The sequence below is a fragment of the Aeromonas sp. QDB56 genome (genome assembly GCF_027705505.1).
Lineage (GTDB): Bacteria > Pseudomonadota > Gammaproteobacteria > Enterobacterales > Aeromonadaceae > Aeromonas > Aeromonas caviae.
On sequence record NZ_JAPDBZ010000103.1, the window covers coordinates 1 to 14378 of the forward strand.

At 52.0% G+C, this 14378-nt stretch carries 13 protein-coding genes; all 13 read right to left on the reverse strand.

Going from position 1 to position 14378, the window contains the following annotated elements; translation table 11 throughout:
- Positions 1-922, reverse strand: a 922-nt coding sequence (locus OKB81_RS14870; protein WP_270805296.1) for a hypothetical protein, incomplete at its 3' end; no start/stop codon positions are given.
- 109 nt (positions 923-1031) lie between these two features.
- Positions 1032-1226, reverse strand: coding sequence for a hypothetical protein (locus OKB81_RS14875; protein WP_270805297.1), 195 nt, complete (start codon positions 1224-1226; stop codon positions 1032-1034).
- A gap of 2 nt (positions 1227-1228) precedes the next feature.
- Entirely contained in the window at positions 1229-3172 is a 1944-nt protein-coding gene (gene pglX, locus OKB81_RS14880; protein ID WP_270805298.1) for a BREX-1 system adenine-specific DNA-methyltransferase PglX, read from the reverse strand.
- Between the two features lie 154 nt (positions 3173-3326).
- A complete protein-coding gene (locus tag OKB81_RS14885; RefSeq protein ID WP_182788691.1) occupies positions 3327-4196 on the reverse strand; it encodes a hypothetical protein in 870 nt (289 codons plus the stop codon).
- Entirely contained in the window at positions 4186-5763 is a 1578-nt protein-coding gene (locus OKB81_RS14890) for a hypothetical protein (RefSeq protein WP_270805299.1), read from the reverse strand. Before OKB81_RS14890 ends, OKB81_RS14885 begins: the two co-directional genes overlap by 11 nt.
- A gap of 215 nt (positions 5764-5978) precedes the next feature.
- On the reverse strand, positions 5979-6740 hold the full coding sequence (locus OKB81_RS14895) for a hypothetical protein (RefSeq protein ID WP_059169683.1): 762 nt from the start codon (positions 6738-6740) through the stop codon (positions 5979-5981).
- Between the two features lie 2 nt (positions 6741-6742).
- Positions 6743-8020, reverse strand: coding sequence for an AAA family ATPase (locus OKB81_RS14900; RefSeq protein WP_182788685.1), 1278 nt, complete (start codon positions 8018-8020; stop codon positions 6743-6745).
- Positions 8021-8130: 110 nt separating this feature from the next.
- Positions 8131-11853, reverse strand: coding sequence for a BREX system P-loop protein BrxC (brxC, locus tag OKB81_RS14905; protein ID WP_270805301.1), 3723 nt, complete (start codon positions 11851-11853; stop codon positions 8131-8133).
- Positions 11854-11943: 90 nt separating this feature from the next.
- Positions 11944-12567, reverse strand: coding sequence for a DUF1788 domain-containing protein (locus OKB81_RS14910; protein WP_270805302.1), 624 nt, complete (start codon positions 12565-12567; stop codon positions 11944-11946).
- Positions 12564-13163, reverse strand: coding sequence for a DUF1819 family protein (locus OKB81_RS14915; protein WP_042011562.1), 600 nt, complete (start codon positions 13161-13163; stop codon positions 12564-12566). Before OKB81_RS14915 ends, OKB81_RS14910 begins: the two co-directional genes overlap by 4 nt.
- A gap of 142 nt (positions 13164-13305) precedes the next feature.
- Positions 13306-13749 carry a hypothetical protein gene (locus tag OKB81_RS14920; protein WP_236758769.1) on the reverse strand — a complete coding sequence of 148 codons (444 nt, stop codon included), beginning with the start codon at positions 13747-13749 and terminating at the stop codon, positions 13306-13308.
- A 103-nt stretch (positions 13750-13852) separates the two neighbouring features.
- Positions 13853-14017, reverse strand: coding sequence for a hypothetical protein (locus tag OKB81_RS14925; RefSeq protein WP_182789038.1), 165 nt, complete (start codon positions 14015-14017; stop codon positions 13853-13855).
- A gap of 88 nt (positions 14018-14105) precedes the next feature.
- Complete coding sequence (locus OKB81_RS20875; protein ID WP_442866121.1) at positions 14106-14330, reverse strand: DUF6508 domain-containing protein; 225 nt, start codon at positions 14328-14330, stop codon at positions 14106-14108.
- Positions 14331-14378: the final 48 nt, after the last annotated feature.

Below are 14378 nucleotides of genomic sequence, written 5' to 3' on the forward strand. Positions count from 1 at the left end.
TGTACGACAACAGGTCAACTGAGCGAAATCGGCGCCTGAGAGACTGCTGTCCTGCTTTGGAATTGTGCAACAAGGCCTCCTGCAGGCCATAGGCCTCGATAAAGATTTTGTTATTTTCCTCTTCGAGGCGCTGCATTTCGAGGGTACTGGCTTGCCATTCACCACGTAAAAGTAAATAGTTCGTTGCGAGCACAGGCAGGCGCGGAGCCTGGTTTAATAACGGCAGTTGAGCAAAGGCCGGAGATATTTCATAAGCGTCCCAGTCAGATTTAGCATAACTTACGATGGTCTTGATACCCTCCACATCAATTATTTTATCTTGATATGGAAGACTCATTATCTCACCTGGATTTGCATTAATTGTTGGAGAAACAAGACCCAATAAAAGCCTTGCAACTTTCGAGTTCAAAAAACCAACTAGATTAAAATAACAATCCACCTCTAAATCACATTTCAAATCGTGTAAAAAGAGGCAAGGAGAACCAGAGCTATATTGAGCATTTTTCTCTTTCAACCTAAAACTATTTATAGAACTGGTGATTGCAGACCAGGTGACCGCATATTTACCCCAAAATTGTGGCTGAGTGATTCCACCATTCGAACGGTAAAACTCCTTAGCATCTGGGGACCAATTTATTTTTGTAATGACATTTCCATACCAACGTCTAAACTCCCCCCCTTTTTCATAAGGTATCCACTTTTCATCGTGATCATTAACCTCCCAAAAGAAACGAACATATAATTCATCATTATGTGTTTTACATCTCCCACCCGACTGAACATGCTGACTTAACGCGTTTTTTTCGAAGACTTCAACATATTCAAACCAATACGCAATTGGACTCCCCGGAATCTTGCCATAGTCCGCCGCCGAGGCGCGGTAAAAGTGTTGTTGCATCTGGTTGTTATCTTGCTGGCTCATTGGGCCACCTCTTCTCTTAAATCAGGAGCAGTGTGGCTTATTTTGGCCACACTGCTGAATGCTGTAAATCTCATGCTCTTAGCCAATACAGCCCGAAGCAAACGCCTTGTCATACTTGTTTGTCGGTAGCATTGGCCGCTTTAAACATCACCGCTTTTTCCGCTTCCGAGTTGCCATCCACCAGCCGGAAATAGGCACCCTGATAGGTGGGTAGATGGGGCTGAGCCAGCACAAAGGCGGTGGTCGAGCCCCCCTCGCCACCGAGGCTGCTTATGGTTTCGGTGTTCGGCAAGATAGTTGGCATCACTATTTCCCTACCGCATTGGCGGCTTGAATAATTTCCAACGCACGTGGCCCTTGTTGCTCCGCCCCACGGAAATCAGACAACCGCACATAACCGCCTTTGAAATTCGGATTGTAGGCATTCTCAAGGGTAAAGGTACAGATCGGCACTGTCGCACCATCGAAGCCAGAGTATTCCAATTGGATCAGCGAGGTGATGGTTTTCTCGTTTATGATGTAATTTCGAAGCTGTTCATAGCTTGAGATAAACATCCATACAAACGGCGTCATAAACCCAAGCTGACCGCGAGGTTTTGCCAAATCCAGATTGCGCACGATAAAGGCTGAGAAAAGGTCTTTTTCATAACCCTTAAAGTGGGTTTTGAGATAGTCCTTCACCTCCGGAATATGGAACTTGCTGCCCATATAAGGAGGGTTGGCAATCACGACGTCATAACGTTTGGCCAATACGCTGGCCTGGGCAAGCAGCGGCAGCAACTCCTTGGCTGCCGGTTTTTGCATGGCATCACCGCTGATGCTCAAGGTATGCAAGACGGCGCAGAGTTCATCGATCTGCTGAACCTGCTCGGCTGGTACCTCGATCAGCGAGCCTAACGTCTTGGCAGACAGGAAACGCAGGTGCAAATCGTTCAGCAGACCCAAGCGCTGGTCATTACTCGCTGAGTTGGCCCGTGCAACAGCAAACAGATCCTGGCTTTGACCACGATCCCACTCAGCATTGAGGTTAAGGGCTTGCCACAGCTTGGGGATATTGAGCTGTCGGCTCTCCTGCAAAGCGTGGACGTTAAGCTGGATCTCCCGTGAGAAGAGGCGACGATCGTCCTGACGGGCACGCATCAGCAGGGCAAACCCAGCCAGTTGCGCGGCGCGATCGTCAATATCGAGGCCATAGAGGTTGTGGCTCAGGATAAGCGTGGGGATATCGCGGCTGCGGTAACCGCGCTCTTCGTAGATGCGATAAAGCAGGTTATAGGCTTCCACCAGAATATGGCCAGAGCCACAGGCGGGATCGAGCACCTTGATTGACTCAGGTTCAATACTGGCAGGGGTCAAACGTGCGTATTCATCCTGTACTTCGATAGGTTGCTCACCGGGGAAGACAAAGTACGGCATGACTGCGGGCAACGCCGAATCAGGATAGGTCTGCAACCAATAACGCCCAACCGAGTTTTGCACCAAATATTGGACGATCCAGTTAGGGGTAAAGAGCTGGGTGGCGGCGGGAATGTCTTCCGATTTCACTACCTTGCCGATCACCTCGTCCTTCTTCTCGCTGATATAGAACTGATAGAGCCAACCAATCACCTCGACCAGAGTCCAGTCCTCTTCCGGTATTCCATCCACCAGTTCACGCCAAAAGGCATCGGTTCGGGTGAGGCCGGTAGGCAGCAGCAACTCGGTCTCGTCGTCGATGGCTTCAAACAGAAAAGGCATCGCCTGATGCAGGCGGTGGCACTGGCCGAGCAACAGCTTACGGAACAGAGCCTCCTGCTCGTTGCCCGCCAGCAGCAGGTCGAGCAGCGCCGGTTTATCGAGATCTACCCCCTCGCCTATCAGGGAGTCGATCACTTCGGGGGCACGGTCCAGCACCTCGAACCCCTGTGGCTGGCTCGGATGGGAGAGCAGGCGCACCCCGTGCTCCAGATAGCCTTCTTCGCTCTTGAGTTCCATGAAGCGGATGGCGCAGAAGCGGTTGAACCAGGTGTAGGCCATCTGCTCGATCACGGCGCTAAAGCCCTCATCGGCAATGCGCTGGCTCAAGCGCTTGAGCGGCGCGCTGACCCGGGCCGGATGGGTGTAACCCGCGACCTGCAGCACATCGCCACTGACAGTGGGAACACTGACCCCTTGCGCTGTGATGCCAAATTCACCGGCTCGGGCCATCATGGCGTTGATAAACGCAGTGCGCGCCCGCGGCGCGACTTTTTTCAGGTTGTTGGTGTTCATGTTGTTCTCGTGATTTTTTATTCAAGCAGCATGGCCGAGCAGGCTGAATCTGTTCATTCGAACCATACCAACCTCGCCGTGGCAGCCCAGCGGGAATAAACCAGGTAACGGATACCCCGTTGGCTGCTTATGCCCCTTAGGCAACATATGCCCCTTAGGCAACATAGACGACATAGGTGAGGTAGGCGGCGTAGCAAGACAAGGCCGCCACCAGCGAGATGCACGCCTTCGTGGTGCGGGTGAGCCGCTGCCACTGTTGTTGCCAGGCCACGTTCTGTTGCTGGTGTTCGTCCTTGAGCTGTGTGATTTGCAGCTCCCATGCCCGTTGTTGTGCGGCCATTTGTTGTTGCAGCGTGTGATGTTGCTGATGCAGTGCGTCGACAGCGTGCTGATGCTGCTGCGCAGCATGGTCACTGTTGCGCTGGTGCTCGGATATTTTCTGATCCAGTTGGCTGCCCAGTTGCGCCACCCGGGCAATCCGCTCATCGAAAACCTGTGTCAAATCCTGTTTGCTGTGCTGTATCTCTTTGGCGATTTCAATGAGCTTTATCGCACCTTCTTGCGTTAATCCTTTTAGCTCGAAATATTCGGTGACCAGTTGCTCGAGCCGCAGATTCTGTTCATTGAGCTCTTTTTGCTGCTGTTTTAATGTCTCGTCATTGGTTGCCAGTTGCTGCGTTTGCTCGTGGATCACCGCTTGTTGGTCCGAGAGCACGCCCTGCTGCTGATTCAACTGTTGTGACTGGACGACACTGAGGATCATTAATTGGCCAAGTTTGCGGGCAAAGCGCGCTTGTATCTCGGTTGCATCGGCTTGCGCATCGGTCAGTTCACTACTGTTAAAAAAACGGCTAAAGGCGTTTCGCTCTTCGTGCTGTTGGCGAATTTCCCTGAACTGATCGAGTTTTTTGTAATCGTAGGCTAACGAATTCAGCAAGTTTTTCATATCAAGCTGATGCCATAACTCATCAGGTATATCCACTGCTGCCATTGATTTAACTATGTGACAAGTTTTAGCGTCCATGACTATTATCCTTTGACAAGGTGTCAAAAAAAGCATTAATTGTTTGTTGGTTTTCTTTATATTGCGTCACGGCACTGCTGAGCTCATTGATCGTCACTGCACGTCTGGCCGTCGCGGCCGAGTTCATATCCACTATCTGTTGTGAGGTTGCCAAGGCATCGTCCAAATCGGCAGTTATGGCCAGATAACCATCAGATATTGCGCGATAGCTGGTCGAGCAGGCAAATTGCAATTCAATCCAGTTCGCCATGTGATGAATACTGTGGTGCATTTGCTCAAGATGAGCCTGCTGCCCTTGCAGCAATTCAGTACCGGTTTCTGACCACCAGTCAAAACAGCGGTCGATACTGTAGATGATCAAGGCGGTGGCGACACCGGTCAAGATACCCGAGATAACAGGGGCAAGGAGGTCTGCCAGCGGTGCTAAAATAACCACCGATGATATAAATGCCTTAATAGACTCTTCAAACATCATTCCCAGTCCCAGCGTGACCACCCCGGCTAAAATCTTGGTCACTTGGCGGCAGACTTCTGACAGTGGCATATCCTTGGGCGGGTTCAATAGCAATTTGATGGCTTGCCAGAGGCCTTTCATACCTTCACGAATAATAGTGACCACCTTGGCAGAGGTGGTCACTACCGAATTGATGATGAAGGTCAGCAAATTGCTGATAAAGCCTTGCAGCCCCCCTGATACCAGCGCATCGCGGGCATCCCTCCACTTTGACATGACTCGCTGTGCCACACGCTTGAGCGCATCAATCATTCGCTCAACCAGTGAGCCATCATCAGGTGTTGTTATCAGTTGCTTGATTTCGATAAACGCACCATTAACAAACTCATATAGCAAGACCCCCAGGGCTTGTCGTAGCGCATTACGGCCAGCCTCTTTGACACCGCTGACGGCTAATTCGGCACCTTGCTTTTTGATTTGTGCCATCAATATATCACTTTTTACCGCGCGTTCAGCCGCCTTGACTGTGTTGTCAAATTTCTGCTGGTCAATATCGAATGATTCGGCATTGGTTTTGCCATTGTCTTTTTTGCGCAGCTGATTTGCCCACTCACGTTTATCTTTATCTTGCATCGACTGATTGATTGATGATTCGCAAGCTACCAGATTGGCATCCTGATTTGCCATCGCAACCCGCTGCTCAGCTGTCATAAAAAGGTTAGCCGAATCATCCATTTCGATAGTTTTCGCGGCGATGACATGATCAAGATGGGTTTGGCCATCTTTGGTTAATTTTTTACCTGTATATGCACTTTCTATATCGCCGTCTTTTTTGAACAATTCCTTTCGCTTTTTGGGCAGATCTTTGTCGTAATCTTTGCGATCAAAATTTGAATCTTTTTTATCTTGCAACTGCTCGAATTTGCTTTGGTCGTCCGCTGTTGCGGTAATGCCCTGCTTGAAATTGTGGACAGTGGTGACGTTGCCGCCCGTTTTATCTTCAAACATGGCTGGTGTCAGCCCAAATGGGCCGATGAGTTGCTGCAACATCTGCTGTTCGCAACTGTCAAACAGTGCTTGCAAGCGTTGTTCACGACGTTGCGTCTTGGTCATAACAGATTGCTGATTTGCATTCATCCTTGTGCCCTTTGTTGCATATTCAATTGTCTATTATCTAACCAGAAAATCCGGGGGGCCGGCCGCAGCCATAAACCCGCTCAAAAGAGGTGGGGGGTGATGCTGGTCACCGCCATAAGCGCACCGTTGCCGATCTTTGCCAGTCTTTGTCAGCCCTTGCAAACATGGAGGATGCATTACGTCTTGCTGACTTATTCAGCGATCGCCCCACACAGTTTATGGATCCCTTGCTTTACATCATTTCGACACTGGTTAAAGGTCGGCATATCGAGCTGGTCGAGTGCGATGGCATTCACCACAGGTAAGAGATCACCGCGGTGATAATCGGGGTTGCCCAGCAGTTGCCCCAGCCGCTGCTTCGGGGCGCGATCCGGTGAGCGATCATTGCCTGATAGTCGGGTTTCCAGTTGGGCGCAGTGCTGATAGGCATCAGGCTTGCACGAGCAGATAAGCCAGGCTTCCGAGGTCGGTTGCGGCACCATGGCAATGCCTTGCCCGGCAAAGCCTGCGGCGCGAAAGCCTTCGTTCACGGCCTGCACCAGATCGTGCGGGTCATGAGGATCACGATTGGTGCCGTCTGTGTCGTGAAAGTAGATAGCCAGTTGGGCTTCGGTGAGTGAACCGCTCTGCTGCGCCAACTCACCCAACACTGCGCCTCGCTTGCTATGAATGAGATAGCCTTGCTTGGTCTTTTTACTGGGCAATTTGATGGCAGCGCTTTTTACCAAGGACTTCATCTCTGCCGGGGCCACCAATACCGAGGGAATGGCGTGCTCCTGCTGCAAGTCGAACAGGTCAGCATTCCAGTCTGGTAAATGACGACCTAGCAACCGATGAGCCAGCCGCAACATCGGGCCGACTTCCAGATCATCGCCATGAGCATAGGCTTGGGCATTGCGGCTGCGGCCCATATCGGTCGGGCCTTCACCGAAGACCAGTAAAGTCTGCAGCATGGTTAACCCTCCCCTTGGGCGCCAGTGTCACTCTGTTGTTCTGCCAGCTCCGCAATACGGGTCAGCGACAGATCGAGCATGGTCTCGCCCGGTGCGAGGCATTCCAGCCGCTCGGCGGCCATGGGCTCGTCAAACAGACGGATTGCGCGGCTGATGCCATCGGGGCGCTTGTAGATGAGCAACACGCTCTGGCGGGCTATGTCGTCTTGTAGATAGTTGAGCACCAGCGGGCTATGGGTGGTGACCAGCAGTTGCTTGGGTGAGCTGACTAACGCATCGACCAGTGCTTCGGTGATCTCGGGGTTGACGCCGTTTTCAATTTCATCAAACAGCACAAATTCATAGGGGCTAAATTGCTGAGCCAAGATGGCCAACAGACGCAGCATGCCGTCGTTGATATGGCGGGCCTCGGTGACCATGTCTTGTGCCAACCAGCTTTCCTGCCCATCTTGTGCAGTCGCTTGATAGCTCTCATGTAATTCCAATTTGATCGCGCCACCGCGCAATACGCTGGTGTGGATCTTGGTCACTTGCGGGTAGTAGCGTTGCACGTTGTGCAGCAGTTGCGCGCGCTCTGCGGGTTTTAATTGGTGAATAAACGCGCCCAGTTGCTGGCCGCCGCTGCCGATGTCATCGCGCAGTTCACTGAGTTTGGTCTTGTGGCGCAACTGCTCTGGCGAGAGCAGATCGAGCGAACGAATGGCCTTGATGCGCTCACGCAGTGCCCGCAGCAGTGGCGAGAGTTGATTGTCTTTGAGCTGAGAGAGCAGTGTTCCCTGATAAATAAAGGGGATATCTTGCCATTGATTTTCTTGTGGCTGGTTTTGCAACTGTTTGTATTGCCGATATTTGCCTGCACGCAGCTCGAATAAGGGCGGGAGCGTGTCCAATCGACCTGGCAGTGACAGAACCAAAGAGTTGTCCACTATCGCGTTAAGTGAATAACTTAGCGCAACAATCGACTCTCGGGTACAGGCCAAGCGCGATCGATTAAAGGTGGCCTCCCAACGGAGGTTGAGCCCATTAATTTGCAATTCCAGCGCCAGTTCAATATTGGATTTGCCATTTGAAAGCCGACTGGTGAGATCGGTGGCTGTCCAGCCACGGGCATCCAGCCAAGCTTGAACCTCACCACTCATGACATGGGCGGCAAAATCGAGTGCCTGCAGTACGGTGGTTTTTCCTGCACCATTCAGGCCAATCAAGCAGTTAAAGCGAGCAAGCGGCAGGCTAAAACCAACCAACGATTTAAAGTTGTCGATTTCGAAACGGGTCAGCATCCACGGCTCCTTGTTTGATTTTTATCTGTTCTGTTCCCCCTTGTTGCTGGTAGCGGCAACAAGGGGGTGATTGATTGGCTTGCTTGTTTGCTTGCTCGTGGGTGTGTGGGTTATTTGATCCGCACCCGTTTGCCACCCTCAATGGCCTGCTGCAAGCGGCTACGCAGCTTGCCCAGATAGGCGTCGATATCCTGCTCAGTCTCGATAAAGAGGTGGTTATCGCCCAGCAACTCAGTGGGGGAGACCAGTTCGATCGGCTTGGGTGCAGGCTTGGGTGCGGCTTGAGGTTTGGCAACCTGTTTTTCAACGGTCGCCTGGGCACTGGCGCTGTTCGCCCCTGCGGCTGGCTCCTGGATCTTTGACGGCGCTGATACGCCAACATTTCTGGCTGCTTCAGCACGGTCTTTTTCTGCCTGCAGCTGCTGTGCACGCATCTGCTGTTCACTAAAGCGGTTGATAAGCTCAATGACCTTGTCTTCTTCGTCATCCGCCTCTTTGACCAGACTGACCAGTTCATGGAGCGAAACGCTCTTGCTCACCCGCTCTTTGAGCAAAACAAAGGGGCGCATGGCCTGATGTTGCAGATCGCCTGGCAATTCACTGACCGAGGAGTGGATGCCATGTTGAATTTGCTCGATAGCCTTGAGGCTAAGGATGCGCTGCTGCTCCACCAAGCGCTGGTTAATGGCGCTGATCTGTTCAATCAGTGCGGCGACATTACGCAGCTTGCCATAGGGTTGCTTGTCATCATGAATGGTTTGCAGTTGGGCAAATAGCGCGGCGGCAGCCGGGTCTTGCTCCAGCGCGTGACGGTTGGCGCGAAACTGCTCCCCCAAGGCGCGATGCAGTTGCTGCCAGGTGTCAAACTGGCGGGTGTAGAACTCTTCGACCTCTTCAAAGTCTTCGGCAAAATCCTGCAATTCGTTGCCTTGGGCACAGAGCGCGTCGATCAGGGCATAGCTGTTATTGCCCAGTTCCAGCAGGCCGGCCACCAGCCGTTTGCCACTCTCCAGCACATGTTGCCCCGGGCAGTGGCCCTGTTTGGCCTTGAATTCGAACTCTTTGAGCAATTTCTGCCATTGGCCCAGCTCGACTTGCAGCTTGTTCGCCAGCTCTTTTTCGCTGCTATCAAACGGTTTTTGGAAGATCTCTTTGGCAAGACGTGCGGCTTTGAGCATCTGCTGCTCGCTATGCTGGCGCACCCGGCGGATCCGCAGGCTGGTATGGCTGCGCACCGAGGTGAACTGGTCATAGCTGCGGTTGAGCGGCAGATCGCCGTTAGGAGTGGACAGCGCCGCTTTGCCCAGCAATACCAGATGGGCGACTTGCAGCATCACTTCATCACGGTTCCAGCCATAAGGGCGGGCACTGAAACGCTCGAGCAACTCTTTGAGGTAGACCGGTTTGTTGGCCTCTTCCGACACATTCAGATAAAACTCAATTTCTTGCTTGGCACTGCTGTTCGGGTCTTGCTCGCCAAGATGCATGTTGAGCTGCGCCGTGTCATCAGCCACGATCACCGCTTTGAGCTCTTGCATCGGGTTGGCGCCGCAGCTTTTGAGCAGACTGAGCTTTTGGAACGAGTTCTCGATCACGTAGCTAAAGGCTTCATCGAGCATGTTCACGACACTGCCGGACTTGGTCTGTAGTTCGTTACCAATCGCAAAAAACTGGGCCCGCTTGACCAGATCCTCAAATAGCGACTTCAGACGATTGCGGCGTTGGGTATTTTCCATCGCCTTTTCGGCCAACAGTTTCTCTTGTTCCGGTCGCTGGCTGCGGTTGCTGGCCAGGAATTTCTCGGTTTTAAGCCAGGTATCAAATTCGTCCCAGAGCCGTTTTTCATCGGGCAAGCGGATCACCACGCTGCCCTGCCCTTCCAGACTGAGCGCCTTGCAGCCCTGATCGTGGTAACCATCAAAGTTGGCATCAAGCGGCGAGATCACCTTGAGCACCAAGTCGGTTTGTACACTGCCATCAAGCGGATGGCCGTTACAGAAGCGGCTAAGCGGGTAGTCTTGTTTGTTGACGGGGTAGCGATATTGGCGCCGACTCCCCATCACCTCTTCAAAGATCAATTTGGACAGCAAGCGAGTCACTTCGGTATTTTCAACCTGAGTGTGTTTGATCTCCTGCTCGACTTCTTTCTCTTCGTTGGTGAGGAACACATATTCGTCACCGTTGCGGGCGATCAGCAGCTGATTTTCCAGACGCTGCAAGCTGGCTTCGATCCGTTTTCTGAGGGCAACTTTATCGGTATCAATCTCTTCGATTGAGAGGGTCACCAGGTTATCGAGGGTGGACTTCACCAGATCGACATAGCGGATCAAAAACAGTGATTTGAGGATGCTGACATCATAAGGGTCGAGACTCTGCTTCTCGGCCGCCTGCTCGAAAATACGTTTGACGTTGGTGTCCAGAAACGATTCGATAGCCGGGTAAAATGCGTGAAACGGCACCAGCACACCGACCCCTTTATTCATTTGCTGACGTGCCGCATTCTGGAACGCATCGAGCAAAGAACGTTCACCCCGAGAGAGGTGTTTACCGGTTGCCCCCACTTTGCGGATCGCTTCAAACACCTTCTGCACCAGCAAGTACTGGTAGGGAATAAACGGGTAGTGATCGACAAATTCGACGTTGTCGCGATAATTCGCCAGCTCGGCGGTGGTGGTGGTATCAAACGCCAACTGGTTGCGCAAAATATCGCCTTTCTGAATAAACAGATCGGCCAGCTCATCTTTGGCTGCAGTGGTTTTTTCGAGCAGACGCTTTTGGATGACTTCGTTGGTATTGGAGGATGAGAGGGAGATCCGGGTGTGAAAACGCCCCTGGATTTTGGAGAAATCCTGCGCTTTTTTCGCCCCCAGATCACCCAGGGTGGCATCAATATCCTCTTGTGAGGTCACGATCACCCAGGCCCGCCCACCACATGCTGTGCCCAGATTCTCGGTGATGGTCTGTAGCTTGAGCATCATATTGGTATTGTTGCCGATAAACTGACCCACTTCGTCAACCAAAAAGACGATGCGTTTGCCATCTTTGCCGCTCTCTTGGGCGCTGCGATCCAGATACTCCCGTACCCACTTGCAGAAGTTGTTAATATCGAGCGTAAACATGGATTCGAGGTTTTCCATGCTCTGCACCGAGGAGGCTTCTGACTGGCCGGTGGCATGTGCCCAGGCTTGCGCCATTTCATCCCGGCAGAAGCCATAGGCATCACGTTCTTCTTCCCAAGAGGAGCGCTTCAATTCGGAAAATTTGCTCTTGAACGCGTGATATTGATTGCGGGCATCCAGCTCCCGCTCAAGGTGGGCAATATGCGGATGGTCGGCGCAATAGCCAAGCCGTTCGTTAAACACCCGCAGGAACACTTTGAGGATGGCATCTTCTTTATCTTCAGTATCTGCACGACTGTCGATGTTAAACAGGATCACCTCGGTTGGGCGATTGACCGCAGCGTGAATGTCGCTGTAGAGCAGGGTGTCACTGATCTTATCTTTGAAAAAATCGATCGCGGCTTTGCTCTGCTCACCATGAACAGCGCGCTGGTTACCCAACAGATAAGAGAGGATCTTGATAAAGTGCGATTTACCGGAGCCGAAGTAACCGGAGACCCAGATACCAATTTTACCCGCCACGCTGGGATCATCAGGATGGGTAACGCCCGGCAAATAGGTCTCGAAGAAATGGCGCAGATGGCGATCAAGTTCACGGGTCACCACATACTCATCCAACTCAGTCCAGATAATTTGCTCATCCAGTTGTTCGGCTTTCACCACGCCATTGATTGGACGATCCAGTTGTTTGGTAAATAGCTCTTTGATTTGCATCGATGATCCCATATCTCTTGTTTGCAGGTTACCGTTCGGGTAGTGATTTGGTTATTGCGCCATTGACGTATCGCTGACAACCCGGGCGACTCATCCACCTTGATATTTGGCGGCATGTGGCACTAGCTGAAATGCACGGTAGTAATTGGCCGTTGCCACTTCGGCGCGATCCAGGTCAAAGGGGTAAAGCTCAAGGCCGTTGTATTGTCCGGGATAAAACAGCACCAAAGGGATTGCGCCCATTTGTGCGTGAAGGGCATTAAGCAAGCTGTGACCGCGCAGCAATGGCCAGCATTGGCCAAGGCCGGACAACAGCACAAACTGCGGATTGGCCGGCTGAATTTTGCTCATCAGGTGCTGGGCAACACGCCCCTGCTCGAGCGGGCCTTTCAACGCTTTGGCCAACTCATCCGTGCCTTTTTTCAACTCCAGTTCAAAGGCTTTTTCTAACAGCTTTCTTCCCTGCAACATGTCGAGTAGTTCTTCAAACAAGTTGAGGTGTAAAAATTGCAGCTCTTGCTTGCGCACCTGAAGCAGACTTGATTCGAGATACTCACGCACGATCAATTCAAACTGCGGCGGATAATCGAAGATATAAAATCCGATCTCCCCCCCCAATTCTCGGTTATTCAAAAAACTGTCGCTTCGCAGGCGTGCGTCGATCTGTTCCAACCGGGCTTTAAGCTGCGGCTCACTATCCCAGTGCACATTCATCGTGCTGACTCCATCGCCTCGTAAGCTTTTGGACAACCCAAGCGCATCGACCACTCTCTCATTTCGGGTAACAGGTAAATATTTTGCAATTTTTTCGAACGACCAGACTCCAGATACCCGACATCGGCCAGGATCTTGAAGACGTTATTTCCCATTTTCTGAATTGAGCTCGCTGAAAATTGTTCAAGGCCATCAACAACCCGTTGCCGCGACAAAATAAAATCCTGCCAGTCATCACTACGCAGTGATTCTCGATACATGCGCCTAGCATCGGAAACAACCGTTGCCATAAAATCGCCTAATACGGGAGACTGACACAGGGTTGCCAGCAGTAACATCTGCTTTGCCAGGTCATCAGACACCTGCAGTAATGCAGTCCAGAAATCCTGCCCCATCGGCTCAACTCTTTTGCGCAGCGTGGATGCCATCCGCTTGGCGCTGTGGACCGAGTTTTTTTGCAACAGGTTGTGGCTAACAATCGCCTCGTGCCAGCTTGCATCATCAGGGTGCTGTAGCAGTAGTTCACTGATTATTCGGCTCTCGCGCAGCATGATGCTGCCTCCGATGATGTCGCCCAGATATGCTTTGGCCGTCATAACTACTCTCTATTCAACAATTCGACTATGGGTTCCAAGACGCGGTTATCATACGCGAAACCAGCCGCATTGCCTTTAACCCAGTGCACAGTTATCCCTTTTGCATGCACTGAACGGCTACTACTTCCCCACTTTTTGAGGGTCATTGCCCCAACAAAACGGGTGGTGTGCTTTCCCCACGGCATTTCAGTTGCCCCAGTGCATCGGTGCGGCAGACAGTGCCATCGGATGCACGCAACTGACCAAGCGCATCTTCACGCCAGGTCACCCTCGCGCCAGTTTTGGAATTGCTGCCGCGCAGATTGCCCAGCGCGTCTTCCCGATAGGTGGTGCCATCGCTGCCCTTGAGGTTGCCGAGCGCATCTTTGCGCCAGGTAATGCCCGTTCCCGTGTCTTTGATGTTGCCGAGCGCATCCTCACGCAGGGTGCCCTGCTTGCCATCGTCACACCGGTAGCGGGTATGCCCCAATGCATCTTCTCGATAGGTGCAGTTGGCAGCCAATGCTGTTGATTGCAGCAGGCCAAGCAGCAGAGCGGCTAGCGACAACTGGCGTGTCGCTAACCAAAAGCCGGGTTGGTTACTCATCGAATACCCTCTCTGATGTGGTCTCGGCTGACTATACCGGGCCTGCCGCGCAGCTTCGATACTGGGGTTTTGCACATGTCGTGTTTTCAGGCAGGAATGCGTTTTACCATCGCCATTCTGGCCTTGAAGTGAGCTCGTGAATGGTGGTGGTCTGCCCATCAACCTCGGTAAAGGGGTAACCGGTCTCCAGATCCATGCCCAGCGCATAAAGATCGCAACACGGGCAGATCGCATAAACAACAATCCAGGCCTGATGTTGCTCGCTCACCTCCGCCACATCATCTAGAAAACGCTGGTGTTGTTTGCGGTTGTTATCGCTGTGGCAACGAAGCGGTAAGAGATCCAATAAAACCCAATCAAACCACCAATAGTTGAGAAAATCTCTGCAATATCATGGCAACAAGACCACTACGCACAGCATCATAGAGAAGGTTGTCGCAAAAACGATCCATCCGAATGAGTGCGGTCAACATGCAGCAGCAGTCGAGCCTGGACCAGGTCGCAATCACGGCACTCTGTGCCTGCTCTTGCTCTGCTGGTGTCAGGGATGACTCATGTACAGGATCTTTAGCTACAACCAATTGAAATAGATAGAAAAAAGGCTTCGTTTGTGATCTGATTTAATCGCA